Below are 26,759 nucleotides of genomic sequence, written 5' to 3'. Positions count from 1 at the left end.
ATGATTGCAGTATAACATCTGAACAAGTCCAATATTATCTTTATTGATATTTTGGGGTACATTTGACATGTGTTTTATCAATAAATTGTAACATTTGACTTTGAGATATATTACATTAAATTTGTCAAGTTTATATTTTTATCGTTTTAGTTTATCACAAAACCATTATGACCCCAAATCAAACTTCACATTGCCATAAATATAGTATTCTCATCCACTCCGGTATCTGCTTCGGATTTTGGTGCAAACACAATATGGTATTTCCATTGACAATGATCTTTACATCCCATATAGTGGATAACAAGAAATGTGGCGAGTGAGGGAGTGAAACTTTGTGAAAATCAAGCTTCCTAAAATCGGTAGCTATGTCCTCCGCAATTATTTGCTGGAGACCGAGCTTGGGTGGATTCCCATCGACACCGGTTACGCCAGTGACTGTAACAAAATTCTCCAGCGCTTTTCCAAACTTGCCGCGCTGGAGAATTTTATGAAATAAAGGAGGTTACGACATGGCAGAGACCTTTGTTTGTCCCTGGTGGGCAGGACACTCCCTCAACTGGAGAGCCCGCAAAATCCTGCACTCCCCCAAGGCTATTCTGGGACCATATTTGAAAGCGGGTATGACCGCACTGGACATCGGCTGCGGAATGGGCTATTTCACCATCCCCATGGCCAAAATGGTCGGGGATAACGGCAAGGTGATCGCCGTAGATCTCCAGCAGAAAATGCTTGCTGGCATACAGCAAAATGCTCAAAAATCTGGTGTGGATCAGTTAATAATACCTCATCAATGCGAGCAAAGCGCTCTGAGTCTGGAGGACTACACCGGCTGTATAGACTTTGCACTGGCATTCATGATGGCACATGAGGTACCCGACCAAGATCGCCTGGCTCGAGAAGTTTACGCGGCTTTGCGCGATGGAGGGCTGCTTTTGTTTGCTGAACCCATTGGTCATGTGGGAAAATCTGCTTACCGAAAAAGTCTGAGGATATTTGAACAGCATGGCTTTCGGGTGCGAGAAATGCCGCGCATTGCGATCTGTCGAGCAGTGCTGCTGGAGAAATAGCGGCTATTGCCGTGGCACACAATATTTTTATCATAACAAAACTCCCTTCGTAGACCGTCTATTTACTACTTCCGTGCACAATTTACACGGAAGTATCTTGCTCTTTGAATCTATCAACTATAAATTTCATTCATATGTTGATTCAGGAGCCGTTAGAGGGAATGAGGCAGCCACAGCAATTGGTCAGGATGCAGACAAACTGTTTAAGACCTTAGTGATGAAGGGAACCGAAAAATTGGCACAACAAAAAACAGTTTTCGAACTGTACTTGATACCAGTGCCAGTGAATTAGATACCATATTAATTAATGGCATTTTTATGATTCAGCTAAAAGCACAAGGGTCTCATACGGTCTAAGTGAATTTCTCTTGCCATTTTCTTCCAGCTTTACATAGTTCTGTAATAAGACAAAAAAATCATCTTTCTTCCACTGTGTTTTTAAGCTCAGATCTTGATTCGTGAAATTGCAGAATACCAATATTTCTTCCTGATTATTTCTTCTCTTATAACCAATAATTCCAGGAGTCTCATCGAAAAATGTGATTTCACCTCTTGAAATAGCACTCCTCTCTTTTCGCAATCGAATCAGCTCTTGGTAATAAGAGAATATACTTCCCTCTTTTCCTACCTGTTCCTCTGCCGTTATTGGATATTCATATTTCCCAAAAGGTATCCAAGGTTTGACTTGAGAAAATCCATAAAACTTCTCTTGATTCCACTGCATTGGTGTTCTCCCATTATCCCTGGATCTTTCTCTTAAAATTTTCAAAGCCTCTTCCTTTGTTTTTCCTTCCTCTATCATGATTTGATAATAATTAATACTTTCCACATCCTTATATTCCTCAATGGAGATGAAGTACCCATTTGTCATTCCAATTTCCTCCCCTTGATAAATGTAGGGGGTTCCTCTTAAAAGATGGAGAAAAGTCGCAAGCATTTTCGACGACTCCAGCCAATACGCTTTGTCATCTCCAAATCTGGAGACGCTTCTTGGCTGATCATGGTTGCACCAAAAGAGAGCGTTCCATCCTCCTCCCTTCTGCATCCCAAGCTGCCAGTTCCGGAAGATTTTTTGAAGCTCTATAAGATCCGGCTCCATAATTTCCCATTTGTCCTGATTCTTATAGTCAACCTTTAAATGGTGAAAGCTAAAGCACATAGTCAACTCTTCCTCTTTCGGATTAGAATACCGAATGCAATCTTCGATAGAGGTAGAAGACATCTCGCCGACTGTCATCAACTCCCGGATGCCTGTGTCTTTTACAAGCTCTTTCAGATACTCATGGATTTTCGGTCCATCGGTATAAAATCTCCGTCCGTCACCGATTGTATCATTTTGAAAGTTCTCTGGCTTTGAGATAAGGTTGATTACGTCAAAACGGAATCCCTCCACCCCTTTTCCCCGCCAAAATTTCACTACTTCTTTTAGTTCTTCACGTACCTTAGGATTTTCCCAGTTTAAATCCGCCTGAGTTTTATCAAAAAGGTGTAGATACCACTTTTTCAGATGGGGCACATATTCCCACGTGCTTCCTCCAAACTTTGAGACCCAGTTGGTTGGCGGCTCACCAAACTCTCCCTCTTTGAAAATGTAATATTTCTGATATTCTTCATCTCCTGCAAGTGCTTTTTGAAACCACTCATGTTTCGTGGAAGTATGATTAAATACCAAATCTGTCATCAAGGATATGCCGCGTTTCTTCCCTTGTGCAATGAGATTTTCCAAGTCCTCCATTGTCCCAAATAAGGGATCCACTTGGTAATAATCCATTATGTCATATCCATTATCATTCAGCGGGGATGCATAGAAAGGTGTAATCCATATGTAATCTACCCCCAGCTCTTTTAGGTAATCCAATTTTTCTGTTACTCCCTTTAGATCCCCAATTCCATCACCATTGGAGTCTTTAAAAGATTTAATATAAATTTGATAAACTACTTTATCTTGAAAGTTATTCATTTATTCACCTATTTCAGTCTTATGATTGTTGTACTCTTCGCTTTCCCTTTTTTCCCAGTTATAAATTCTGGCTTTTCAAAGGCTTTTCCTCCTGTCAGAACACAAACTGTGGCAGTGGAATATCCTTTTTCCTTTATCTTATCCAGATCGAATCGGATAAGAGGCGTTCCACTCTTTATTCTTGCTCCTTCTTCCACCAAATATTCAAAGCCCTCACCCTTTAGATTGATGGTGTCAATTCCCACATGTAATAGAATCTCTGCTCCATTATCTAAAAGTAATCCAATGGCATGTTTCGTCTCCTCCATTAAAAGAGTTGCCACACCTCCTGCCGGAGCATATAAAATATTATTTTCCGGTATGATAGCAAGTCCTTCTCCCAGTACACCTTCGGAAAACACCCCGTCCTTTACATCCTTCAGCGGAATAACCGTACCATCCAAAAAAGCTTTTAATTCCTCTTCCTTTTCTTCCCCAACTCCCTTTTTCTTTCCTAAGATAAGGGTAAGGCTAAGAGGTACCAGTATTGCCACAATCATTGCCATTCCAAAGGTCAGCATGTGTACGGGCTGAATGGATAGAATTCCAGGGATTCCTCCTACACCTATCGCGTTTGCGGCGGTACCTGTCACCACACTAATAACTCCTGCAATCGCCGAACCAATCATACCGCACACAAAAGGAAATCCATATTTTAAGTTTACACCAAACATTGCAGGCTCTGTTACTCCTAAGTAACAGGATATACAAGCCGGCACGTTGACTTCTTGAGCTTTTGCATTTTTTCTTTGAAGGATAATCATCCCCAATACAGCGGAGCCTTGTGCAATATTAGACAGGGCTATCATTGGCCATAGCATGGTTCCCTGATAGTCGGCAATCAACTGCATATCGATTGCATTGGTCATATGGTGAAGTCCTGTAATAACAAAGGGCGCATATACGAAACCAAATATTCCACCAAATATTGCCTTTGCAGAGCCTGTAATTCCCATATATACAACGCTGGATATTGCCGAGCCTATTTTCCATCCAATTGGTCCTAATGCAAAATGTGCAATTATAACAGAAAGAAGTAAACTAAAGAAAGGGACTACAATCATCGACACCATCTGAGGTGTGATTTTCCGGAAAAACTTTTCTAAATACACCAATGTAAATGCCGCTAAAATGGCCGGGATAACTTGTGCCTGATATCCAATCATATCAATTTTAAAGAATCCAAAATCCCAGAATGGAATCTCCGTTGCTCCAGCCACACCGTATGCATTCAAGAGTTGTCCTGAAACGAGTGTAAGTCCTAGAATAATTCCCAAAATCTGGGTGGTTCCCATTTTCTTCGTAACCGACCAACATATTCCTACCGGCAGCATGTGAAAGACTGCTTCCCCAATCAGCCAGAGAAAGCTATCGATTCCTGCCCAAAACTGGCTAACCTCTACTAAAGTCTTTGTTCCATTTTCTAAAAGATATAAACTGTCAATACAGTTCCGAAAGCCCAGAATCAAACCTCCTACAATAATTGCAGGAATCAGTGGCGCAAAGATTTCTGCAAGTGCTGACATCATTCTCTGAATCAGATTTTGATTCTGTTTAGCTGCAGACTTTACCCGCTCTTTCGATACACCTTCTACCCCTGCCACTGCCACGAAATCATTATAAAAATCGGCAACACTATTTCCGATAATTACCTGAAACTGTCCAGACTGTGTAAATGTCCCCTTCACCTCTTTTATCTCTTCAATTCTTGAAATATCTGCCTTTTTCGGATTATTTAGTACAAATCTTAGACGGGTAACACAGTGTGAAACTGCATCAATGTTTTCTTTTCCACCTATTGCTTCTAATAGCTCTTTGGAACTTTCAATGTACTTTCCCATTTCTTTCCTCCTTACTTGTTTAAACATGTTTTTTCGAATATATCACACTTGTTTAAACAAGTCAATCCGTTTATTTTCTTTGACTTCTATCTTATTTCTTTTATAATGTAAGTATATTGTAAAAAAGTAAGGAAGTACACTATGCCAAAATCGAAATTCGAAATAATATACCGGGATTTAAAACAAAAAATAGAAGCCAGAGAATATCCTTTTCAAGAATTACTGCCTTCAGAAAATACAATGGTCAAAATTTATAGTTGTTCAAGAAATACCATTCGCCGTGGAATTGCACTTTTGGCTGAGCAAGGGTACGTTCAATCTCTTCAGGGAAAAGGTGTCAAGGTTATCTACCAGCCAATTGAACAAACGGCTTTTACCATTGGCGGTATTGAGTCCTTTAAAGAATCTGCTAAGAGGAATAAAAAAAAGGCTCATACAGATGTCCTTCAGTTTTCTGAAATCACTGCAGATGAGCGAATTGCACAGAATACAGGTTTTCCACTGGGGAGCGACCTCTACTACATTCAAAGAGTACGGTTCTTAGACGATACCCCTTTGATTTTTGATATCAATATCTTCTTAAAATCTACGGTTCCTGGCCTATCCTCTGAGATTGCCCAAAATTCAATTTACGAGTATCTGGAGCACTCTCTCGGTATGCAGATTGTCACCAGCAAGCGTCGTATGACTGTGGAACATGCAACTCCGATGGATGAGAAATATCTACAACTAGGAGATTATAATTCCCTGGCCGTCGTAACCGGACAGACCTTTAATTCTGATGGTATCATGTTTGAATATACTCAATCTCGTCACCATCCTGATTTCTTCTGTTTTCAAGATATTGCAACCCGCCATTAATACGAAAGGACTTCCTATGTTTTCTCTATTTCATAAAAAAAAGGAACTGACTGTTGCCTGCGTAGGCGACAGTATTACCTACGGTTCCGGAGTTGCTGCTACTCGTTCTCGCGATGCCTATCCCGCTATTTTGAATCGATTACTTGGTTCCAAAGCAAAAGTATATAACTACGGTTTAAGAGGACGCACTCTTATTTCAACTGGTGATCAGCCCTACATTGAAGAGCGTTCTTATCGACAAGCACTGGAAAAGAAAGCTGATGTCTATATTTTGATGCTTGGTACGAATGATTCCAAACCTTATAATTGGGATTATCAAAAAATGAAGGATGAGCTTCCTGGCTTTGTGCGCTCCTTCAAAGACCTTGAAAATCATCCTAACATCTTTTTAATGCAGCCTCCGAAATGTTTTCCTCTCAACAATGGCAAGGTTCCCTATGACATCCAAAATGAACTTGTCTCAAGTTCTATTCACCAGCTGGTAGCGGATACTGCCAGAGCATTAGAGGTTCATCTAATTGATTTGTACGCCCTGACAGAGACTCATCCAGAGTGGTTTATGGATGGCGTCCATCCAAATCGAGAGGGCAACAAGATGATTGCAGAAAAGATTTTTCAGGCCATCTCCTACAACAATCCCAGCACATAATCAAATGCCTCCTGCTCTTTTAGCTTTCCACTGGTTCCTATCGGTACACCATTCACTGTTTGTGCTTCTCTTGGTGGATCCTCTGTGCCTACCAGGTAAGAACTGTACCCGCCATCTCCTTTTAGATTGATTGTTGCAACCATGGTATATGTCTTATTTGCATCCCATACTGCACCATATCTGCCTACCGTTTCAAAATATCCATAAATAATAATAAAGGTATCTGCCTCTTCAAAATTCTTGGCTAGCCTTTCCTGTGGAAACCCTCTGTAGTCCGTTTCATCAATCCCATTCTCTACAGAAGATTTGTTATCAAAATAAACAATGATTTTTTCTCCCACAAATAACTCTCCATTAGTTGCATTCACTTGATTGTCTCTTAACTCCTTCACTTTATTCGTTCCATATTCATTTACTTTGGCTACCGCAGCTGTTTTATCAAGTTCTGCCTGCAGCTTTTCATCCATAGGTATTTCAACCTCATCTTTTGCCACACCATTGATTTTCTCTAATGATGGTATTTTCTTGATTGCATTATAGGTATTGATCACATCAATAGAGGGCTTTAGCACTTTGTAATCCTCTCCCAGCAAATTAACGTGATGCAGCGTTTCAATTGTCTCTAATTCCTCAGCGCCTTTAAAAGGATGTTCCTCACTTATCAGAATTGTCAACACCTCAAGCTTTGGAAAGGCCGTTGCAATGTCTGGAACAATGCTTGAATATCTCGTAGATAGCGTAAGTTCTTTTAGGCTTAGTACCGTAGGAAAGGTGTTGCTTATAGATGATAATGGTACAGAATGCTTATATTCCACTAAGTTTCTAATGTCTGCTATCGATTTTCCACCTGGATTGTTTGTATCAAGTTCCAGCCTCAACGAAGTACACTCAAGCTGAGACAAGTGCTGAAAGAGAGATTCTCCTCCTCCAGATCCCACATTTATAAAACCAAACATCGGAATATCTTTATCCTTCCACACGGGCGTTATTGCTTCAAACACTTGGTCAAGGACGGCGTCATCCATCGAAAAATTAAACCTTGGATATTCTGCAATTTCATCGTATTCAAGCAGTTTTCCTCTCCCTCCTGCACGGCTCCCTATGTCTTGAATCGCTTCGTAGGTTTCTTTGTATACCTTGTGCTTTTCTGTCCATTCAGGCAAGCTTGTTTGAATCTGTTCCTCTACCTCTACTTTTCTGTCACCTTCTTCTTTCACCTCTCCTTTATCTTGCTTTGTAGAGTGGCATCCAACTAATAGGCAAGTCATAATTATAATAAACACAATACTTTTTCTCATATCATCCCTCCACTATAAAGCGCATCTTTTAGGATGATGATATCATAACAGTAAGGATTCAGAACAATTGTTAACAAAATTTAAAACGATTTGAAAAGCATTTCAATATACCGTATAATTGTATTAAGATATACCATTATAAGTAAGGGGTGTTATTGTGAACAGTACGAGGGATGAATTTATTTATTCTCTGATGGGATTCAAAAAAGCAATGGCGATTTTTTCATCAGAATGTGAAATACATATGAGCGAACTGGCTATTTTAAAAACAATTATTGATAACTGTGGCAGCAAATGCACCGGTGCCAACCTTGATGTTCAAGATGTTCAAAATAAGCTGCAGATTACAAAGCCTGCTGTTTCTTACATCTTAAATTCCTTGGAAAAAAAGAATTATATCAAACGGGAAATCGATGCAAAGGATCGTCGCAAGCTCTCTATTTATGCAACTCCAAAGGGTCAGACTGCTGCTGCAGAATCCGATAAAACATTTAATCAAACCTGGGATACTTTATTAGAACGTTTTGGAGAAGAAGATATGTTGTGTTTAATTGAACTCCTAAACCGTCTCAATGATATCTGCGCTGATTTTGATCAAGATAGGCTCTGTAATAAAAAAGATTAAGAACTGTAATAAACAGATTCTTAATCTTTTTCGTTGGATAAGACAAAGCTCCTTTTTATATGATAACCCTCATTTTTTGCAAATGTGCTTAACGCACTATGAACAGTGTAATCCCTTCCCGATAGAGCATTGCACACACCTCCATGACTTTTCAATCATATTTCATCATGAATATACTGACTTTTCAATAATATATCTCTTCAATTTTAATGACTTTTCAATATTTTACAGTTAAGCCGCATTACCATCCTGCTCCAACAGCTCCATAAACTGCTCTCCTGTAAGATTTTCTTTTTCAATTAAATATTCCGATATTCTCGTCAATGCCTCTCTGTTATCTTCTAATAATTTTACAGCCTCCTTCTGGCATTTATCAATCAACTGACGAACTTCTTCGTCCACCATGGCGCCTGTTTGCTCAGAGCAAGTGGATACATTTCTTCCATCAAGGTATTGGCTTTCTGTACTTTCAAGTCCCATTGATCCAAACTTCTCACTCATTCCATACTGGGTTATCATCTTACGAGCCAATGATGTAGCCCGTTCAATATCGTTTGATGCTCCCGTTGAAATGTCTCCAAATTCAACTATTTCAGCTGCACGTCCGCCTAGCAATGTCACAATCTGCCCTTGTAATTCACTGCGGGTCAGCAGATAGCGCTCTTCTTCCGGTGCATTCATAGTATATCCCAGGGCCCCCATTGTTCTTGGAACAATCGTAATTTTCTGTACTGGCTGTGCATGGGTTTGCAGTGCCGAAGCCATTGCGTGACCCACCTCATGAAATGCCACCATCCGTTTCTCTCTTGGATTAAGGATTCTTCCTTTTTTCTCTTTTCCTGCAATCACCACTTCTACTGCTTCCATTAAATCACTATGGGTAATTGCCGGATGCCCTTCTTTCACGGCATGCAACGCTGCCTCATTAATCATGTTGGCCAGATCCGCTCCTGTAGCCCCGCTGGTAGCCAATGCTATTGCATCAAAATCCACATCTGAGCTGACCAGCACCTTTGCAGCATGCACCTTTAAAATGCTCTTCCGGCCTGGTAAATCCGGCCTGTCAACAATAACACGCCTGTCAAAGCGTCCTGGACGAAGTAAGGCCTGGTCTAAAATCTCCGGCCGATTGGTTGCTGCCAATACTAATATCCCTTTTCCCGATTCAAAGCCGTCCATTTCTGACAAAAGCTGGTTCAATGTTTGTTCTCTTTCGTCGTTTCCACCAAGACCGCTATCGCGGCGTTTTCCAATCGCATCAATTTCATCAATAAAAATAATACACGGTGCATTCTTCGTTGCATTCTGAAACAAATCACGAACTCGGCTCGCACCAACGCCAACAAACATCTCAACAAACTCTGAACCTGACAAGTGGAAGAAGGGTACCTTTGCCTCCCCAGCTACCGCCTTGGCAAGAAGAGTTTTTCCGGTTCCCGGAGGTCCTACCAGCAGCGCTCCTTTGGGTTGCTTTGCTCCAATTCGCGCATACTTCTCAGGATCGTGAAGATAGTCTACCATTTCCATCAAGCTTTCTTTCGCCTCATCCTGGCCAGCCACATCTTTGAACGTAACACCTGTCTGCTCTTCAACGCTATACATCTTAGCCTTAGACTTTCCTACATTCCCAATACCACCCATCATGCCGCCTACACCACTGTCACCACCAGATTTTCTCATTGTACTGCGAATCATCAAGAAATAAATTCCCATAATAATGAGAAATGGCAGAAGTGATATGATAATTGAAAGTAACGGGTTACTCCGTAGAATTGTACGTGTAAAATCAACATTATTTGCAGTTAAGGTTTCCACGAGTTTCGGATCCTCCATAGGACCTGTTACGTATTTCCCACCAACTCTGTTTCCCAATACTGCTCCATTATTTTCAGACGCTAATATTTCCTCAACCTTTGCAGCGTCCCCATCAGAACGAAGCTTAAACTGGATTTCGGTATCGTCAATCTCAGCCGAAGCAACATTTCCACTTTCCACCAGTTTTAGAAAATTGCTGTAGCTTACCTCATTACCCGAGGAAATCACTCCATCAAACAGGAAGCTCATTGCAGCAAACAAAACCACTCCTAAGGTAAACCAACTAAGAAATCTAGGCTTACGCCTCTTTTCATGCTTTGACTCATTGGGAATATTACTCATAATTAGTCCCTCCTTTTTCGGTCAGTCATTTCCAGGGATACAAAAGCGCCACCACCTGTAGTGGTGTCCAACCACCGCTTTATATCCACTTGTTGATGCCGCCCTTGATCATACATTTCTCCAATCAATGACGCATTTGCTCCCACTAATGTAACCCAGTGCCAATTATCAAGATTTTCAACTGCTCCATTTGATAAATTTAAAAAAGCAACAGGACAGTCTCCTTCAAAGGATTTGCGAAGGAACTTCCACACAGTATCTGGGTCAGTCCGGGTAAAATACTCTCCTGATATCTCCAAGACATGTGTCTTAATCCTGACTCCATGATCCTTTCCATAACGTGTAACACCCTTGGCAAATGTAGATGCCTTGTCCACTCCACGCCAGCCTGGTGTCACATAACGCCATACTGCTTCCATAAGCTGTGTCATTTCCTGACGATTGGTTCCATCTCCCTTAAAAAGATTTTTCCCTAAAGACCTCGTTTCCGCTAAGTACCACAATAGGTTGGCTGCTGCCGTTGGACCACAACCACTCATTCTCTGCAGCCAGGAGGAATACCAGATTTGATGGGCTCCATATGATATCTCCTCGCCATCCTTAATGTGCAGAAGTTCTGGTTGATTTATTGTAATTATTTTGGATAAAGTTGTTTCTATATCATTCACCTTCTCACTGTATTTTTGTATTTGTTAAAAGTTAAGCATAGAATAGTTAAGCACTTAACCATTTTTTTATTATCCTATCCAAAAACGAACTTCTTGTCAACACGAAACAAGAAGTTTATCAATTCTTTAGTATTGTGATTTTTCTGTGTCTACAAAAAATCGAGCAGGAGCTAACCATTCGTTGATTAACTTCTACTCGATTTACAGGATATGACTTTAAACAATAAATTGCAAAGTCATATATTACGGGGGTGGGTGCCTTTTATGCATATAGACTGTTTGGCATCCTGAGCTCTTATAATGCTAAGGATGGTCGTATCCAAATACATATATGCATTCATATGTGATGTAATATATAATTCTTTACGTTTCAGGAATAATATAGAGCGTTTTTCGATGTAATCTTATGGGCATTTAGATTTACTTCTTCATTTACTTGGACACCCGCAAGTAAACTCTCTTGAATTATGCCTTTTTCATTCGAATAATGCAATAGATATGTAGCAAACGGTCGTTTTTTCGTCATGAACAACCTATAATTTGATGATGCAGCGCTTCAATAACCTGCTTTTCCGTGTGCAAAGAAAAGCCATCCACACTGGCTGTTCTTTCTTTCGTAACCCCATCTACACAGCCAATCGAAACAATTTTTTTAAGATATTCTGCAATTTCTTCAAATTGAGGCAGCAATTTTTCACCTGTAATTTTTTGAAAGTATGCAACCACTGCATACGCGCCCCAGTTTGAAACCGTAGCCAGCACTAAATGCTCTACCTTCACTTTGCAGGGACATATTGACAGCTCCCTGGCAATGGCATCTTGAAGATTTCCCATTCCAATTTCATTTCCTCCGTCACCAATGCCAAAAGTAGGAATTTTTAAAATATTCGCCAGCTCTACTAATATATCAATTTTAGCAGTTGCTTCCTTAATACTAATTCCACGCATATTTGTGTAGTCTTGATGAATGTTGCTTCCACAACGTTCAATAGAAATAACTCCAACAGGCTGATATTTTTCCAGTAATTCCCAATACTCTTTTTCCCCCGCTTCAATATCAACATAAAGAGTCTTAATGCTTCGACATTCAAAAAAACCTTTACAATATTCATCTGTTACAATCACTGGATGAAATCCCAGTTTTTCAAGAGCCTCCGCCATCACCATCGTTCCCAAAGGCCCGTCCGTTTCCGCATAACCGGCAACGTAAAAGCCCGTTGTAAGAAAAATCGTTCCTTTTTTAAGGTTCAATATTTCTCCTGCGCATATTTTACAGTAATCCTCTTTCATATACTTCCGCAATACATTCATTCCCCTCTGGGAATGTCTTAAAACGATATCTTCTATTGTTATGCTTTCTTTTTTCATATTATGTCCTTTAAAGATTTTATCTCAATCCCAGCCGCTACTAATTCCTTTCGGATTCTTGCTGTGAACTTCAGTGCTGCCTTCCCATCACCGTGTACACATACAGAGTCGGCTTGTATCGAAATTTCTTTCCCACTGATTGTTTCAACCTTTCCACTTTTAATCATCGTAATAACCCTGCGAATCATTTCATCTTCATCCTCAATCATTGCTCCCGTTCTGCCACGAGGAACGAGTGATCCATCATCCTCATAAGCACGATCAGCAAAAACTTCTTTGGCAAAAGGCATCCCTATTTCTTTCGCTGCTTTTTCCATTTCACTGCCAGAAGGAGCCAATAAAATCAGACTCTTATCCAATTCTCCAATCGCCTCACATATCGTACGTGCCATTTCAGGATTTTTTCCTGCCATATTGTACATTGCCCCATGAGGCTTCACATGAGCCAGCTTCACTTTGTTCTCATGACAAAAAGCCTGCAGCGCTCCTATCTGATAAAGCACCATAGCCTTTAATTCCCTTTGTGAAACCTCCATATTTCGACGCCCAAAGCCTACCAAATCTGGAAATCCCGGATGTGCTCCAATACCGATTCCCTTCTCTCTTGCTTCCCGAACTGTATTCATCATTACAAGGGGATCTGAGGCGTGAAATCCGCACGCTATGTTCGCTGAAGAAATCAAGGAAATCAATTCACTGTCTTGACCACAAGTATAATTTCCAAAGCTTTCTCCTAAATCACTATTTAAATCTACAACCGCCATTCTATTTCCCCCTAATATTTTAATGCTGAATTTTTAATATCTGTTACCAACATATGCCCCGGTGCATGAGTAATAACCATTTCAGGTTTTACCTTCATAACCACGTTTTGAGGGGTTACCCCACAAGGCCAAAAGACTGGAATCTCCCCATCCTTTATGGTCACCTTATCACCAAAATCGGGTTGTTCTATTTCCTCAATGCCTATTGCTAAAGGGTCACCAAAATGAATCGGTGCCCCATGCACTCTGGGCATTTCTCCTGTTATCCGAGTCGCCTTTATTAAATCCGGCATTTTCAGCGGACGCATGCTGACAACCATATTTCCTTTAAACACCCCTGCCTCGGCACACGGGATATTCGTTTTGTACATTGGCACGTTGCATTTCTCTTCAATGTGACGAATCGGAACCCCTGCATCCAATAATGCCGTTTCAAAGGAAAAGCTGCACCCTATTAGAAAACTGACAAAATCCTCTTTCCACAAATCCGAAATATCTTGGCGGGTTTCTACTAAATTTCCTTTTTCATATACACAATAACGAGGAATATCTCTGGTAATGTCAATGTCCTTCCCCAAAAAAGGTAATGTCTTATCCCCCCGATTTCCTACTTCCAGCAAAGGACAAGATCGGGGATTTCGCTGGCAGAACAAAAGGAAGTCATACGCAAGCTTTTCTGGTAAAATAACCAGATTAGCCTGGGCAAACCCATTGCTCATACCAGCAGTTGGTCCCGTAATATCCCCTTCCCGTATTAATTTTCTCACCTTCTCTGGTGCCATCATGCTGTAGTCCATTTCTTTATCTCCTTCCGCCCCATTTGTTGCGCCTGTTTTATATCAATTGCGTTAAACCGCAGCTTATCCCCTGGTCTTGCCTGTGCAAGCTTCGGTAAATCAAAAAAGCAGACACTTGCTATCTTTGCATAACCTCCTACCGTTTGATGATCTGCCATCAAAATAATTGGTTTTCCATTTGCCGGTATTTGAATACTTCCAAAAGCAATTCCTTCAGACACAATGTCCACACCTCTATCACTTGTGATTTTCGGACCTTCCAGGCGATAGCCCATCCTGTCACTTTCTCCTCCAATTGTGTACACGCTTTTTAAAAAACAAGTCTTCACCTCTTCTGTAAAAACCTCTTCCTGAGGACCCATAACCACATGCACTTCCCATTCATTTCCATAATTAGACGGGGACATTTTTCTATTTTTGAGTTCCTCATAGTATATTTTCGTCTCTCCGATTTCAAAACAATCGCCTTTCACAAGGGCTCTTCCTTCATAACCACCCAAGCCACATTTAAGATTTGTCGAACGGCTTCCAAGTCTGATTGGTACATCCACTCCTCCTGCAAAGGCCAAATACGTACGACAACCTTTTTCCGCAAACCCAAAAGTAAGGTGACTTTGGGCAGTCACCATAACAGGTTGATACATGGGTATTTCTTTTCCTTCCAGGCATGGCTTCATATCTGCCCCGGTAATCGCAATAACTGCATCCTGGGTAATCAGCATTTCACCACCAAATAGTGTCAGTTCCAGGACAGCCTCTCCATCACTATTTCCTACCAAGTAGTTGGCTCTTTCATACGCTTCCTGATCCATCGCCCCTGAAGAGGTAATCCCCGATTCCTGATAACCAAACCGGCCCCGATCCTGCACAGTCGTCAATACTCCCGGCAGCTCAATAACCACACTCATTATTCCTCTACCTCCTCACACAATTCTACTTCGTATTGACCCTTTGTTACCTGGCGGCGCAAATCATAATACTCATCAAGGCAAATTGGAACAAAACGAATATACTCTCCTGCATTACAAAGAATTGGCCGTTCTCTCTCCGGATTGTAAAATTCTACCGGAGTACCTCCAATTAATCTCCAGCCTCCTGGAGAAGCCAAAGGATATACCCCCGTCTGGCTTCCACCAATCCCTACAGCTCCAGAATATATTTTTACTCGTGGATTCTCTAACCGCGGCATCTCCAAACGCTTATCCAAACCACCAAGATAGACAAAACCCGGTAAAAATCCCAACATAAATATTTTGTAATCTACGCTGCTATGGATTTTAATGATTTCATCACGATCAAGTCCCGTGTACTTTTCCATATCTGCTAAATCTTGCCCAAACCGTGCACCATAGCAGCATGGAATTTTATGAATCCGTTTCTTTTTCCCTTGAGTTCCCTCCAATTCAAAGGATAGACTCTCTACCTTACCAACTAATTCTTCATAACCAATCAGAAGGGGATTGTAGTTAATCAAAACCGAACAGTACGCCGGAATCAGCTCTACTACACCGGTGATTCTACTGTTCTTGATTCTTTTTGTTAATTCATGAATTTGATTGTTCACTTCTTCATGGATACTTTTACTTAGCTCCACAAGCAACGCTCTATCTCCTACTGGATAATATTTCATCTTTATCACACTGCCTTTTTTTGTATCAATTGAGTTGCCTCAACAAACTCGCCTAAAACTGCCTTTCGTATTTTTTCTAATAACTCAGATTGTTTCCCTCCCACTGCCATTCCATCAATTTCATTTGCATGAAGGCACAAGTTGGAGGAGCTTGTAACAAGAACCTCTTCTGCTGTAAATAAGTCGTCCAGGTAGTAAGGTACTTCATTTACCTTAATTCCCAACTCTTTGCATTTATCAATCAGATGTCTTCTGGCAATTCCCGGTAAAATCAAATTATCTGTAGGGGCTGTATACAGCTCTCCGTTTTTAATGATATGTACATTACTGTGTGCACACTCTGTTATCCTTCCACCTTCACGATAGAATACACTTTCTTGAACTCCTGCCTCTTTCGCTCTCTGGTTAGCTACACAGGAAGGAATCAGATTCAACGTCTTAATATTACAGTGCAGGAACCTGGTATCCTCAAGAGTAATGAGCTTGATTGGCTCTATACCGTCTGAAATTTCTGCTGGCTTTAGCATAATCCACAAGTTTCCCGGCCCTTCTGTATATACGTGGTTACGAATGCCGGTTCCTCTGGTCACTTGGTAATACACGAAAAGATTACCCGTATCCATTTTGTTTACCATTTCCTGTAATATTTGCTTTAATTCTGCCTTTGTGACAGGCATCTGAATTTCCAAAAGCTTTGCACTATTAAAAAAACGATCAATGTGTTCATCTATAGCAAAAATCACATAGTTTCTCGACGGTCCGGCATCATAGACTCCGTCACCAAAAAAATGTACTCTGTCGTTAAAAGGAATTGCCATATCCTCTAACTCACCGTACTTACCGTTGTAATATCCTAAAGTTTTCATCTTAACATCCTCCTGATTTTCAAATAAAAAAAGGTACAGACATGGCGTATTTAGACCCCTTTGTCTGTACCTTTTTCTCAATATTCTTTTAACTTTAAGCCGCTTTCTCTTTTGAATCATCAATAATTGGCACTGGAGTTGAGTCTATCTTGCCCAAATCATTGATGTATTCTTTGGTGGTTTTTACAATGTCATTGGACAAGAGTAAAATGGCCACCAGGTTTGGAATTGCCATAAACGCATTCAGCGTATCCGCAATCAGCCATATTAAATCCAATGCAACAACTGGTGCAATCGCTGCTACCAATATGTAAAGAATACGATAGCCTAACAGTACTCTGCTGCCTGCAAAATATTCCACACATCTTTCACCATAGTATGCCCAGCCAAGGATGGTTGAATACGCAAAAGAAATAATTCCCAGTGTTAAAATAATCGGCCCTAAGTAAGGAATCTGGCTAAATGCCATAGAGGTTAAAACTCCACCATTGGAAACTTCATTCGCATTAATTGCTGGGTTTTTCATAATTGTTGATACCAGTACAAGACCTGTCATCAAACAAACAACTACTGTATCCCAAAATGTACCTGTTGAAGATACTAATGCCTGACGCACCGGGTTTCTCGTCTGTGCTGCCGCCGCAGCAATCGGTGCTGAACCCATTCCAGACTCATTAGAGAAGAGTCCACGGGCAACTCCATAACGCATTGCTGCCATTAATCCTCCCCCAACAAGACCACCAGCTGCAGCACCAGGTGTAAATGCCAGCTTACAGATTGTCGCAATTGCCGGTCCAATAAAATCATAATTCATAATCAGAATAATGATGCATCCCAATACATAAAAAAGTGCCATAAAGGGGACAAGTTTTTCACAGACCTTTGCAATTGACTTAATTCCACCAAAGATTACCACTGCCGTCAAAACAGCAATCACGATACCAACTGTCCATCCCGGTATACTTAGATTCTCGTTAAGCACGGTGGCAATGGCATTTACCTGTGTTGCACAGCCAATCCCAAAAGAAGCCAAACCGCCGAAGATTGCAAATAGCATACCAAGCCATTTCATATTCAGCCCACGCTCAAGTGCGTACATCGCACCACCTTGCATACGTCCATCCCTTGTTTTTACCCGGTATTTAACCGCAATCAACGCTTCCGCATATTTCGTTGCAATTCCAAATACCCCGGTTAACCAGCACCATAGCACGGCTCCTGGTCCACCCATTGCTATCGCTGTACCAACACCGATAATATTCCCGGTACCAATTGTTGCTGCCAGTGCAGTTGTCAGCGCTCCAAACTGGGATACCTCCCCTTCTGCATTTGGATCTGCCGTAACCGATAACTTAATGCCTTTTGTGATGGTCTTTCTTTGAATAAACCTCAAACGAATGGTCATAAAAAGATGTGTTCCCAATAGTAAAATAATCATTGGCCATCCCCATACAACTGAATTGATTTTGGTTATTACGTCATTCATAACATTTAGCATAATTCCCTCCTTCTCTCTTCAACAATGTGTTGTTGTCTCATCTCTTTGCATAAAAAAAAGGAGACAGGGAAGTTTTCGAAACTCCATTGTCTCCTAAATATGTTTATTAAGATAAACCTATTTTTTATATTTGTCAATAGACTTTTTCATATTTTAGTTGACTAAAGTAAGAATTGCGTTTAGAATAAGTCATGAATTGAATATAATTCTTCGGGGCAGGGTGTAATTCCCGACCGACGGTGATAGGCATTGTGAATGTCTAAAGTCCGTGACCCGCATATTGCGGCTGAACCAGTGGGATTCTGGTACCGACAGTTAAAGTCTGGATGGGAGAAGAAAAAACGGCAGTTTTCGATATTTGAAGCTTTTTTCAAAATTGGATTTCTGTTTGTTTTATTTTCGTATGCCTCGTTTTTGCGAGGTTTTTTTATTGTCCAAAAACATACTTCGGAGTTGGAAAGGAGGAAACAATGCATAAACAATATATGAACTTAGCAATTGAAGAAGCCAAAAAAGGAATCGGAAATACCTATACCAATCCTTTGGTTGGCGCAGTAATTGTGAAAGATAACCGTGTCATCGCAAAAGGTGCCCACCTAAAATATGGATGCGAACACGCTGAAAGAAATGCAATCAATCACTGCCAATCTCCCGAAGAGTTATTTGATTCAACCCTTTATGTTACCTTAGAGCCCTGCAACCATTTTGGAAAACAACCCCCCTGCTCACACCTGATTGTGGAGAAGGGAATTAAAAGGGTTATCATCGGGCAGCTTGACCCAAACCCTTTGGTAAAAGGACAGGGAAAAGCCTTTTTAGAAGACCATGGAATCCAGGTAATTGTGGGTGTAAATGAAGAGGAGGTTTATCACTTGAATGAATATTATAACTTCCTCCATCGAAACAAGCGTCCCTATATCGTGTTAAAGCAGGCACTCACCTTAGATGGGCGAATTGCTATGAACAGAAACAGCCCTGCCTCTATTACCGGACAAGCAGTTTGGGATAGAGTCCACAAAGAACGAGGTAAATATCAGGGGATTTTAGTTGGAAGTCAGACGATTCTATCTGATAACCCAACTCTTCTATCTCTGGGAAGCTCTCTTTACCCACCCGTTCGAATCGTCTTAGATCGACAAGGCCGGATTTTAAAAGCAAGAGAACTGAATCTCTTCAAGAACAAATTGGCACCCCTGTGGATTTTTACAGAATCAGAGGAAGTGATTCCAGACCTGCCCCACGTAACAGTTATTCGAAAAGAAACTCTTACTCTCAATGGGGTTCTAACGGAATTGGCTGAACGAAGCATTCATTCCCTTTATGTTGAAGGTGGCGGTAGGATTCACGATGCCTTTTTCGCAGAAAACCTTTGGGATGAAATAGTTACTTATATTTCTCCAAAAATAATAGGGGGGAACAGCTTACCGGGATTTTCCAGTCACCGTGAAGCAACTGGCATCACTCCCCTTCATTCCGTTGCCTTTGAACAGTTAGGAACAGACTTTAGAATAAGCGGAAGGAGAACGGATACGTTATGTTTACAGGATTAATTCAGGAAATTGGAAGGATCCAAAAAATTCAGGTATGTGCTCATACCATTCAGCTAACCTGTGAGGCTTCGAAAGAATTTTTGCAGGACTACAAAATCGGAGACAGCATGGCAATCAATGGAGCCTGCCTGACCGCCATTGATAAAAAAGAGACGACCTTCACCGTTGATATTATGCCAGAGACCTTTAAACGAACTTCCTTTTCAAAATTGAAGTCTGGGGATAAGGTAAATCTTGAGTTAGCCATGTCCAGCCAGGGAAGATTTGAAGGACACTTTGTCAGCGGTCACATTGATACCACTTCAAAACTCATTAAAAAAACAAAAAATGAAAATGCAACCCTATTAACCTTTTACTATCCTCCCGCCTTACAGGCTGAAATTATACCCCAAGGCTCCATTGGGATTAATGGGGTTAGCTTAACCGTTACAGCTGTTACTCCGGGGACATTTTCAATCGGCTTGATTCCTCATTCTCAGCAAAAAACAACCCTTCACGATCTAACACCTGGGGAAATCGTAAATATCGAAACCGATATCATCGGCAAATACATCAAAGCACAAGGAGGACTTTCACATGAACAAAATAGATAAAGCAATCAAACACTTGCAGCAAGGGGGACTTATTATCGTCGCAGACGACGAAGACCGGGAATCGGAAGGGGATTTGGTCGGCCTTGCGGAATATGCAACTCCCGAAACCATTAACTTCATGACGAAATTTGGACGAGGCTTAATCTGCGCTCCTATTTCAAAATCATTGGCAACACGTTTTCATCTAACGGAAATGATCGAGAATAATACAGATCCTTACCGGACTGCTTTTACCATTAGTATTGATCATAAAAATACATCCACTGGCATTTCAGCCGGAGACCGTGCTGAAACAATTCGACAACTGGCAAATTTCAACACCTCTTGTGATGACTTTCTGCGTCCCGGACATATCTTTCCTCTTATTGCAAAGGAAGGAGGGGTTCTGGAACGCCGGGGACATACGGAAGCAGCCGTTGATTTAGCCAAGCTCTCCGACGGATATGAAGCTGCCTACATTTGTGAGATTTTAAAGGAAGACGGGACAATGGCTCGCTTAGATGAATTAAAAAAACTTGCAAAGAAGTGGGAGCTGCCTCTTATTACGGTAGAGGATTTAACAGCCTATCTCTTAAAGGATGAGGCCATAAAGGTTCAGCTTCCAACTGAGTTCGGTGACTTTAACCTGACACTCTTCGAGGATGCAGCCAAAAAGGAGCATTTGCTTCTTTCCAAGGGGAATATACAGGATGCTCAACAACCCTTGCTGGTAAGGATTCATTCAGAGTGCTTAACTGGTGATATTTTCCAATCACATCGCTGCGATTGTGGCGCGCAGTTACAGCGATCCATGGAATTAATTCATGCAGAAGGAGTGGGTGCAATTCTGTATCTCCGCCAGGAAGGAAGAGGCATTGGATTAAAGAACAAATTGTTGGCATATCAATTGCAGGAAAAAGGAATGGATACCTATGATGCAAACATTGCATTAGGATTTGCTCCAGATGAACGGGATTACACCTTTTCTGCTGAAATATTAAAATCCCTGGGAATTTATAACATTCGATTATTAACGAATAATCCGGAAAAAGTAAGCTCTCTTGAAAAATCTGGTGTTAAGGTAGTAGAGCAAATTCCTTTACAGATTTCTCCCCTTAAAGAAAACATCAACTATTTGAAAACAAAACAAGAAAAATTCAACCATCGTTTGTCTCTATAAGAAAGGAAAACATATGAATACATTTGAAGGTACATTTCAAGGAAAAAATATTAAAGTAGGAATTGTGATATCTCGCTTCAATGATTTTATCACCTCAAGTCTGTTATCTGGAGCAAAGGATAATCTCCTCCGTCACGGTGTGCCAGAAGAAAACATAGATGTTTACTGGGTACCGGGAGCCTTTGAGATTCCCTATGTTACAAAGAAAATTGTGGATGGCGGGAAATATGATGGTGTTCTTACCCTCGGTGCCGTTATTCGCGGTTCTACCACCCACTATGAGCTAGTCTCAAACGAAGTTGCTAAGGGAATCTCCCACATTTGCTTGGAAGCAGATATTCCCGTTATGTTCGGTGTCTTAACGACAGAAACCATTGAGCAGGCAATTGAGCGTGCCGGTACCAAAGCTGGAAATAAGGGAAGCGAAACCGCTCAAGGCTTATTGGAAATGATTTCTCTTACCTCATATCTATAAGAATAGAATTTGTGTCAGCACTGCCAACAGTTACATGTAAAATCATCGTCATTCCCTTACCAATCCCACCTGTAACTGTTGGACAATGCCCCCTAACTCTTCTTTTTAAATCCCCCTAGATTTCTTACCTGTATAGTATCTGTAATACCCAACACAGCACCACAGCTGTCTATGAACATAGTCTTTCGGTTGCTTGTTTCAGCTATCAGTGGACAAAAAGTGTTGACAAATTTTGTGTCACCTGTACACCCACAGATAACTATAATAAATAATACGCTATGTATTGCTTACATTTCTATTAATACCTTCAAGCTCGTATCTTTGTTCTCTTCAATATAGTGAAATGCTTCTGCATATTCATCAAAAGAAAACACCTTAGAAATCAATGGTTCCATATTGATTTTTTTCACTGCCATATAATCAATTGTATCTTGGAAGTCTTTTTCCACATACATCAAGGAACCAATCAACCGAAATTCACGATCCTGCACCCAGGCCATATTGATTTCAGGTGTTGTACCATAAACACCAACAATAATAATATCATGCCCCTTCTTGGAACATTCAATTGCTTGGTTTACTGCGGATCCAATTCCGATACATTCAAAAAATATATCTGCTCCTTCGGAACCAAAGGAATCTGCAATGGCTTCTTTCATAGACTTCTTCCCTGTATTCGCACCATAGGGTATTCCACACTTTTTCGCTAGCTCCAAACGATATTCTGAAAGATCTGTAATCAAAACACTTTTTGCACCCTCAGCCATTGCCGCCTGGGCAGTCACATTCCCTATTGTTCCTGCTCCCATAACCACAACATTTTTACCTTTCACAGAAGTCCCCTGACGTACTGCATGAACACCTACTGCTGCTGGCTCAATTGTCGCCGCCATCTCAGCGGACATTCCTAGAGGGATTTTTTTCACCAATGCAGCATCAACTGAAAAATATTCACAAGCAGCTCCTGGTGTCTGACAACCAATAACATCTAACGTATTACATATATTATACCTTCCTTGTTGGCAAGGTTCACATTCATGACAAAATTCTTGTGGCATAATTGTCACGAGATCACCCACTTCATATCCTGTCACCTGACTCCCGAACTCCATAACTTCTCCAGCCATTTCATGTCCTAGTCGAATCGGAAATGACATAAATGGGTGTTTCCCATAGTATGCATGGATATCGGATCCACATATCCCAATATTCTTAACTTTTATCAGAATTTGATGTGGCATAATATCTGGATTTGAGATTTCACTAAATTCAATTGTTTCTGGTGCTGTTAGTATCGCTTGTTTCATTAATATTTCCTCCAATTGTCAGTTCATCATTCTTCTACATCTACTCTGTAAGCATTCCATTTTCTTTATAACGCGTAATGAACTCCTCAACATTTTCTTTTGTAATTAGTGTAACCGGAATCTGAACTTTTTCAAAGCCCTTTTCGTTTTTTCCTGTTAATACTTCATGACATACACGTGCGCCTTCTTCTGCCATTACCTTAGCATCTTGTAGTGCAGTTGCCGTCAACTCATCGTCCTCTATCGAAACTGCTGCATCAGCAAGTCCATCTACTCCAAAGAACATCATTTTGTCAGCTAGGCCAGCATCCTTTGCCGCCTCATAAGCACCTATTGCCATTGCATCATTCATTGATACAACTGCATCAATTTTATCACCATGTACCTGAATCCAGCTTTCCATCAAATCCATGCCTTTTGATTTCTCCCAATCCCCCAATTGTTCATCTAAAATGGTAACATTAGGATACTTTTGAAACATGATATCTTCATATGCTTTACGACGTTCTATAGAATCGGTATTGCCTGATGGTCCTAATAAAACTACCACATTAGCATCTTCTTCAAGCAATGTCATTGCATGTGTCGCAACTACAGTTCCAAGATCGTAAGGGTTCGCAATTACACTAGAAGCTTCTTCAACACCAAAGTCGTCAAGATTAATCATCATAACTGGAGTTCCATCTTCAACATATCCTTGTACAATGTCATCTTCTGCCGCTGGCTCGATTGGAAGCAAGATAATGTAGTCATATCCTTGAGATACACAAGTTTCCATAGAACTAAGCTGTGTTTCCAATTGATTTTTTGAGTCAATGACTGTCAATTCCATATCATCATAGCCTTCAAATGCAGTTTGCAATTCACTTGCTAACCACGATGCAAATGTAAGAGACATATCTGTCGGTAAAAATGCCACTTTGAAAACGTCTTTCTTACTCTCCTTCTTGTCACCTGCTTCACTTCCTCCTGCTGATTTTCCACATCCAACAAGCATGGATATTGCCATCACCATTACCATTAGCACGCTTAAAACTCTTTTCTTTCTCATTAAATTTTCCTCCTTTATTTTTCTCTGCCTATGCATCAGAGCTTGATGCCATAATTTTGACACTCGTCTTTTGTTTCTTTGACAAGCTATCTGCCAATACCGCCAATACAATAATGAATCCTTTTATAATCATCTGTAGATAGGAATCCACACCCATCAGATTCATAATATTATTTAGCACACCAATAATAATTGAACCCAGGAATGTACCAAATGCAGTACCTGCACCTCCTGAAAAGCTAGTTCCACCAATGACCGTAGCCGTAATTGCATCCGTTTCAAACCCACCACCTTCACTTGGAATTCCTGCATTTAAGCGACCCATCATAACCATTCCCGCAACGGCCGCAAATAACCCGGATACAATAAACGCGGCCCACTTCACCTTGCAAACCTGAATCCCCGCAGCGATTGATGCTTCTGGGTTCCCACCAATCGCATATAAATAGCGACCAAATTTCGTGTACTTTAAAACGAAATGAGTAATTAAAAGCATTACCAGCATAAATACAACAGTAATAGGTATAACTCCAGCCACACTGCTTTGACCTAGTACTTTAAATCCTCCTATTTTGTAAACATTTTGTCCACCCGTATATAAACAAATTATTCCGAAACATACCGACTGCATTGCCAGCGTAACAATAAATGGTGGTAAATCAAAATATGCCACAAATAACCCGTTTACTGCTCCCACTGCTGCACCTAATAACAAACCGAACAGAAATGCAATTAGCAAATTCCCTGTTGAAACATACATAATACAGGCAAAAGTTCCAGACATCCCAGCCAAAAATCCAATTGACAAATCAATTCCACCCGAAATAATAATCATCCCTTGTGCAAATGCACATATTGTTACTATACTAACCTGCTTAAAAATATTGGTAATATTTGCTCTGGTCAGAAAATTCTCAGACAAGAGCGAGCAAATTGCAATCATACCGATTAAAATCAGTATCAACGAATATTTACTCAGATTTGGTTTCGTTTTCAATTTCATGTTTTTATCCTCCTAATCTTCCTTTAACACTATTTAACCAACCGAGTTGCCAGCTGCATGATTTCTTCTTGACCAAACTCTTCACGCTCCAAACAGCCCGTAACACGCCCTTGACTCATTACATAAATTCTGTCACACATCCCCAGTAACTCCGGCAGTTCTGAGGAAATCATCAATATTGAGTAACCCTTCTTTGCCAAATCAATTATTATATTATATATTTCTAATTTCGCTCCAACATCAATTCCTCTTGTTGGCTCATCCAAAATCAATAGGTTACTCTCCAGCATCAACCATCTAGCCAAAAGTATCTTCTGCTGATTCCCTCCGCTTAATGACCCAATCGGAGTTTCGATACCTGCAAATCTTACATTCAGTTTCTTCGACATTTCGGTTGCCTCTTTAATTTCCTTTTTCAAATCCATTAATATCCCTTTACGAATATGATGACTTGTAAGGGTGATGTTTTCACGGCAACTTCTAACACCTACAATACCTTCTTTTTTTCGATCTTCAGTAATCATGAGAATCTTATTTTTTATAGCATGAGTAACATCTTTCGGTTTATAGGCATTCCCATTCAACAAAATCTCACCTGAATCCAACGAATCCAATCCAAATATTGCTCGGCACACCTCACTTCTTCCTGCTCCTACTAAGCCTGCCAGTCCAACTATTTCACCCTTTTTAACATCAAATGATACTTTTTCAAACATTCCCTTACTTGATAAGTGTTTTGCTTCAAATGCAACTTCTCCAATCGGTATATTTTCTTTCGGATAAATGTTGTCGATAGATCGACCAACCATATGGGCAATAATAGAATCTTCATCAAAATCTGATACTGCCCCCGAGATGATCGTTTTACCATCACGAATAATCGTGATATCATCTGCTATTTTAAATATCTCTTCCATTTTATGACTGATATATAGAAAACTAATTCCCTGCTTTTTCAATCGTTCAATTGTTTTAAAAAGTAATGCCACTTCTTTGTCAGATATTGACGAGGTTGGTTCATCCATAATAATGACTTGTGCTTTAAAAGCAACTGCTTTTACAATTTCAAGCATCTGAATACTGGCAATCGGCAAATTTTTTATTTTCATTTTGGGATCATAAGACAACTCGTTTGCATCAAGAATCCGTTGTGTTTCTTCCACCATTGTCTTCCAGTTTACAATGCCGGTTTTACCTGGCTGTCTTTTCATAAATATATTTTCTGCAATTGAAAGCTCCGGGAAAAAATTTAATTCTTGATATATCATTGCAATTCCTGCTTCCGAGGATTCCATCGGTCCTGAAAACATTACCTCTTTTCCATCCAAACGAACCGTACCTGCATCTCTTTTGTACAACCCATTAATTATTTTCATCAAAGTTGATTTACCAGCACCATTTTCTCCAACAACTGCATGCACTGAACCTTTACGCAGAACAATATCTACACCATCCAATGCCTTTACACCGGGGAAACTTTTTGATATTCCTACCAGTTCAAGTTTGATATCCTTTTCCATAATACCTCCCTAC

26 protein-coding genes and 1 riboswitch are annotated in these 26,759 nt (G+C 40.5%); of the genes, 10 read left to right on the top strand and 16 right to left on the bottom strand.

The window, feature by feature from the left end; genetic code table 11:
• The first annotated feature begins 334 nt into the window (after nt 1-334).
• The 3 genes from NHH15_RS00985 (at nt 335) to NHH15_RS00975 (ending at nt 1,359) form a co-directional block, all read left to right on the top strand.
• Nucleotides 335-496 carry a hypothetical protein gene (locus tag NHH15_RS00985; RefSeq protein ID WP_262064769.1) on the top strand — a complete coding sequence of 54 codons (162 nt, stop codon included), beginning with the start codon at nt 335-337 and terminating at the stop codon, nt 494-496.
• Between the two features lie 13 nt (nt 497-509).
• The gene (locus NHH15_RS00980; RefSeq protein ID WP_262064768.1) at nt 510-1,067 is read left to right on the top strand and encodes a class I SAM-dependent methyltransferase; all 558 of its coding nucleotides are present in this window, start codon (nt 510-512) and stop codon (nt 1,065-1,067) included.
• A gap of 97 nt (nt 1,068-1,164) precedes the next feature.
• A complete protein-coding gene (locus NHH15_RS00975; protein WP_262064767.1) occupies nt 1,165-1,359 on the top strand; it encodes a YbaK/EbsC family protein in 195 nt (64 codons plus the stop codon).
• A 24-nt stretch (nt 1,360-1,383) separates the two neighbouring features.
• On the opposite strand, the gene treC is transcribed toward NHH15_RS00975, so the two are convergent.
• Both treC and treP read right to left on the bottom strand, forming a co-directional pair.
• Complete coding sequence (gene treC / locus NHH15_RS00970) at nt 1,384-3,027, bottom strand: alpha,alpha-phosphotrehalase (protein WP_262064766.1); 1,644 nt, start codon at nt 3,025-3,027, stop codon at nt 1,384-1,386.
• 8 nt (nt 3,028-3,035) lie between these two features.
• The gene (treP, locus tag NHH15_RS00965) at nt 3,036-4,907 is read right to left on the bottom strand and encodes a PTS system trehalose-specific EIIBC component (RefSeq protein WP_262064765.1); all 1,872 of its coding nucleotides are present in this window, start codon (nt 4,905-4,907) and stop codon (nt 3,036-3,038) included.
• A 141-nt stretch (nt 4,908-5,048) separates the two neighbouring features.
• Between treP and treR the strand changes: the two genes are divergently transcribed.
• Both treR and NHH15_RS00955 read left to right on the top strand, forming a co-directional pair.
• Complete coding sequence (gene treR / locus NHH15_RS00960; RefSeq protein WP_262064764.1) at nt 5,049-5,768, top strand: trehalose operon repressor; 720 nt, start codon at nt 5,049-5,051, stop codon at nt 5,766-5,768.
• A complete protein-coding gene (locus NHH15_RS00955) occupies nt 5,701-6,417 on the top strand; it encodes a GDSL-type esterase/lipase family protein (RefSeq protein ID WP_262064763.1) in 717 nt (238 codons plus the stop codon). The genes treR and NHH15_RS00955 overlap by 68 nt, the downstream gene beginning before the upstream one ends.
• Here the strand turns inward: NHH15_RS00955 and NHH15_RS00950 are convergent.
• Nucleotides 6,396-7,715 (bottom strand): hypothetical protein, encoded by a 1,320-nt coding sequence (locus NHH15_RS00950; RefSeq protein ID WP_262064762.1) that lies wholly within the window; start codon nt 7,713-7,715, stop codon nt 6,396-6,398. The two genes, NHH15_RS00955 and NHH15_RS00950, sit on opposite strands and share 22 nt — an antisense overlap.
• Before the next feature lie 157 nt (nt 7,716-7,872).
• Here NHH15_RS00950 and NHH15_RS00945 point away from each other — a divergent pair, with 157 nt between their 5' ends.
• Complete coding sequence (locus tag NHH15_RS00945; protein ID WP_262064761.1) at nt 7,873-8,340, top strand: MarR family winged helix-turn-helix transcriptional regulator; 468 nt, start codon at nt 7,873-7,875, stop codon at nt 8,338-8,340.
• A 231-nt stretch (nt 8,341-8,571) separates the two neighbouring features.
• Here NHH15_RS00945 and ftsH read toward each other — a convergent pair whose 3' ends face one another.
• The 9 genes from ftsH to NHH15_RS00900 all read right to left on the bottom strand — a co-directional run bounded on the left by ftsH (nt 8,572) and on the right by NHH15_RS00900 (nt 18,088).
• Entirely contained in the window at nt 8,572-10,497 is a 1,926-nt protein-coding gene (gene ftsH / locus NHH15_RS00940; protein ID WP_262064760.1) for an ATP-dependent zinc metalloprotease FtsH, read from the bottom strand.
• Nucleotides 10,498-10,499: 2 nt separating this feature from the next.
• Nucleotides 10,500-11,165, bottom strand: coding sequence for a hypothetical protein (locus NHH15_RS00935; protein ID WP_262064759.1), 666 nt, complete (start codon nt 11,163-11,165; stop codon nt 10,500-10,502).
• Between the two features lie 522 nt (nt 11,166-11,687).
• On the bottom strand, nt 11,688-12,533 hold the full coding sequence (locus tag NHH15_RS00930; protein WP_262064758.1) for a DUF4392 domain-containing protein: 846 nt from the start codon (nt 12,531-12,533) through the stop codon (nt 11,688-11,690).
• The gene (locus tag NHH15_RS00925) at nt 12,530-13,297 is read right to left on the bottom strand and encodes a LamB/YcsF family protein (RefSeq protein ID WP_262064757.1); all 768 of its coding nucleotides are present in this window, start codon (nt 13,295-13,297) and stop codon (nt 12,530-12,532) included. The genes NHH15_RS00930 and NHH15_RS00925 overlap by 4 nt, the downstream gene beginning before the upstream one ends.
• A gap of 11 nt (nt 13,298-13,308) precedes the next feature.
• The gene (locus NHH15_RS00920; protein WP_262064756.1) at nt 13,309-14,094 is read right to left on the bottom strand and encodes a putative hydro-lyase; all 786 of its coding nucleotides are present in this window, start codon (nt 14,092-14,094) and stop codon (nt 13,309-13,311) included.
• Nucleotides 14,079-15,002 carry a 5-oxoprolinase subunit C family protein gene (locus NHH15_RS00915; protein ID WP_262064755.1) on the bottom strand — a complete coding sequence of 308 codons (924 nt, stop codon included), beginning with the start codon at nt 15,000-15,002 and terminating at the stop codon, nt 14,079-14,081. The genes NHH15_RS00920 and NHH15_RS00915 overlap by 16 nt, the downstream gene beginning before the upstream one ends.
• Complete coding sequence (pxpB, locus tag NHH15_RS00910; RefSeq protein WP_262064754.1) at nt 15,002-15,724, bottom strand: 5-oxoprolinase subunit PxpB; 723 nt, start codon at nt 15,722-15,724, stop codon at nt 15,002-15,004. The genes NHH15_RS00915 and pxpB overlap by 1 nt, the downstream gene beginning before the upstream one ends.
• Nucleotides 15,725-15,729: 5 nt before the next feature.
• Nucleotides 15,730-16,590 (bottom strand): aminotransferase class IV, encoded by an 861-nt coding sequence (locus NHH15_RS00905; protein ID WP_262064753.1) that lies wholly within the window; start codon nt 16,588-16,590, stop codon nt 15,730-15,732.
• Nucleotides 16,591-16,684: 94 nt separating this feature from the next.
• A complete protein-coding gene (locus NHH15_RS00900) occupies nt 16,685-18,088 on the bottom strand; it encodes an alanine/glycine:cation symporter family protein (protein WP_262064752.1) in 1,404 nt (467 codons plus the stop codon).
• Nucleotides 18,089-18,290: 202 nt separating this feature from the next.
• Nucleotides 18,291-18,430, top strand: a riboswitch (FMN riboswitch).
• Between the two features lie 128 nt (nt 18,431-18,558).
• Between NHH15_RS00900 and ribD the strand changes: the two genes are divergently transcribed.
• Genes ribD through ribH form a run of 4 tightly spaced genes read left to right on the top strand, consistent with a single transcriptional unit; the run spans nt 18,559 to nt 21,865 of the window.
• Nucleotides 18,559-19,638, top strand: coding sequence for a bifunctional diaminohydroxyphosphoribosylaminopyrimidine deaminase/5-amino-6-(5-phosphoribosylamino)uracil reductase RibD (ribD, locus tag NHH15_RS00895; RefSeq protein WP_262064751.1), 1,080 nt, complete (start codon nt 18,559-18,561; stop codon nt 19,636-19,638).
• Nucleotides 19,623-20,231, top strand: a complete 609-nt coding sequence (locus tag NHH15_RS00890; protein WP_262064750.1) for a riboflavin synthase — start codon at nt 19,623-19,625, stop codon at nt 20,229-20,231. The genes ribD and NHH15_RS00890 overlap by 16 nt, the downstream gene beginning before the upstream one ends.
• Complete coding sequence (ribA, locus tag NHH15_RS00885; protein WP_262064749.1) at nt 20,215-21,390, top strand: GTP cyclohydrolase II; 1,176 nt, start codon at nt 20,215-20,217, stop codon at nt 21,388-21,390. The genes NHH15_RS00890 and ribA overlap by 17 nt, the downstream gene beginning before the upstream one ends.
• A gap of 13 nt (nt 21,391-21,403) precedes the next feature.
• Nucleotides 21,404-21,865 carry a 6,7-dimethyl-8-ribityllumazine synthase gene (ribH, locus tag NHH15_RS00880; RefSeq protein ID WP_262064748.1) on the top strand — a complete coding sequence of 154 codons (462 nt, stop codon included), beginning with the start codon at nt 21,404-21,406 and terminating at the stop codon, nt 21,863-21,865.
• A 287-nt stretch (nt 21,866-22,152) separates the two neighbouring features.
• On the opposite strand, the gene NHH15_RS00875 is transcribed toward ribH, so the two are convergent.
• From NHH15_RS00875 to NHH15_RS00860, 4 genes are read right to left on the bottom strand one after another with little or no spacing between them, the layout of a single operon-like run.
• Nucleotides 22,153-23,172: a zinc-dependent alcohol dehydrogenase gene (locus NHH15_RS00875; protein WP_262064747.1), complete on the bottom strand. Its 1,020-nt coding sequence runs from the start codon at nt 23,170-23,172 to the stop codon at nt 22,153-22,155.
• Nucleotides 23,173-23,212: 40 nt separating this feature from the next.
• Complete coding sequence (locus NHH15_RS00870) at nt 23,213-24,223, bottom strand: sugar ABC transporter substrate-binding protein (RefSeq protein WP_262064746.1); 1,011 nt, start codon at nt 24,221-24,223, stop codon at nt 23,213-23,215.
• Between the two features lie 28 nt (nt 24,224-24,251).
• Nucleotides 24,252-25,226: an ABC transporter permease gene (locus tag NHH15_RS00865; protein WP_262064745.1), complete on the bottom strand. Its 975-nt coding sequence runs from the start codon at nt 25,224-25,226 to the stop codon at nt 24,252-24,254.
• Between the two features lie 29 nt (nt 25,227-25,255).
• A complete protein-coding gene (locus tag NHH15_RS00860; protein ID WP_262064744.1) occupies nt 25,256-26,746 on the bottom strand; it encodes a sugar ABC transporter ATP-binding protein in 1,491 nt (496 codons plus the stop codon).
• Nucleotides 26,747-26,759 lie beyond the last annotated feature (13 nt).

Origin of the sequence: Aequitasia blattaphilus, from assembly GCF_024721305.1 — a bacterium.
In the GTDB taxonomy this organism is placed as follows: Bacteria; Bacillota; Clostridia; order Lachnospirales; family Lachnospiraceae; genus Aequitasia; species Aequitasia blattaphila.
This window is presented reverse-complemented; position numbering and strand designations above follow the sequence as displayed.

Coding starts and splice junctions, on each gene's coding strand:
- treP (WP_262064765.1), bottom strand. CDS start 4,907: ATGGGAAAGTACATTGAAAGTTCCAAAGAGCTATTAGAAGCAATAGGT.
- pxpB (WP_262064754.1), bottom strand. CDS start 15,724: ATGAAATATTATCCAGTAGGAGATAGAGCGTTGCTTGTGGAGCTAAGT.
- ribA (WP_262064749.1), top strand. CDS start 20,215: ATGAACAAAATAGATAAAGCAATCAAACACTTGCAGCAAGGGGGACTT.
- ribD (WP_262064751.1), top strand. CDS start 18,559: ATGCATAAACAATATATGAACTTAGCAATTGAAGAAGCCAAAAAAGGA.
- NHH15_RS00865 (WP_262064745.1), bottom strand. CDS start 25,226: ATGAAATTGAAAACGAAACCAAATCTGAGTAAATATTCGTTGATACTG.
- NHH15_RS00930 (WP_262064758.1), bottom strand. CDS start 12,533: ATGAAAAAAGAAAGCATAACAATAGAAGATATCGTTTTAAGACATTCC.
- treR (WP_262064764.1), top strand. CDS start 5,049: ATGCCAAAATCGAAATTCGAAATAATATACCGGGATTTAAAACAAAAA.
- NHH15_RS00870 (WP_262064746.1), bottom strand. CDS start 24,223: ATGAGAAAGAAAAGAGTTTTAAGCGTGCTAATGGTAATGGTGATGGCA.
- NHH15_RS00925 (WP_262064757.1), bottom strand. CDS start 13,297: ATGGCGGTTGTAGATTTAAATAGTGATTTAGGAGAAAGCTTTGGAAAT.
- NHH15_RS00915 (WP_262064755.1), bottom strand. CDS start 15,002: ATGAGTGTGGTTATTGAGCTGCCGGGAGTATTGACGACTGTGCAGGAT.
- NHH15_RS00905 (WP_262064753.1), bottom strand. CDS start 16,590: ATGAAAACTTTAGGATATTACAACGGTAAGTACGGTGAGTTAGAGGAT.
- NHH15_RS00920 (WP_262064756.1), bottom strand. CDS start 14,094: ATGGACTACAGCATGATGGCACCAGAGAAGGTGAGAAAATTAATACGG.
- ribH (WP_262064748.1), top strand. CDS start 21,404: ATGAATACATTTGAAGGTACATTTCAAGGAAAAAATATTAAAGTAGGA.
- NHH15_RS00950 (WP_262064762.1), bottom strand. CDS start 7,715: ATGAGAAAAAGTATTGTGTTTATTATAATTATGACTTGCCTATTAGTT.
- treC (WP_262064766.1), bottom strand. CDS start 3,027: ATGAATAACTTTCAAGATAAAGTAGTTTATCAAATTTATATTAAATCT.
- NHH15_RS00980 (WP_262064768.1), top strand. CDS start 510: ATGGCAGAGACCTTTGTTTGTCCCTGGTGGGCAGGACACTCCCTCAAC.
- ftsH (WP_262064760.1), bottom strand. CDS start 10,497: ATGAGTAATATTCCCAATGAGTCAAAGCATGAAAAGAGGCGTAAGCCT.
- NHH15_RS00875 (WP_262064747.1), bottom strand. CDS start 23,172: ATGAAACAAGCGATACTAACAGCACCAGAAACAATTGAATTTAGTGAA.
- NHH15_RS00860 (WP_262064744.1), bottom strand. CDS start 26,746: ATGGAAAAGGATATCAAACTTGAACTGGTAGGAATATCAAAAAGTTTC.
- NHH15_RS00890 (WP_262064750.1), top strand. CDS start 19,623: ATGTTTACAGGATTAATTCAGGAAATTGGAAGGATCCAAAAAATTCAG.
- NHH15_RS00900 (WP_262064752.1), bottom strand. CDS start 18,088: ATGCTAAATGTTATGAATGACGTAATAACCAAAATCAATTCAGTTGTA.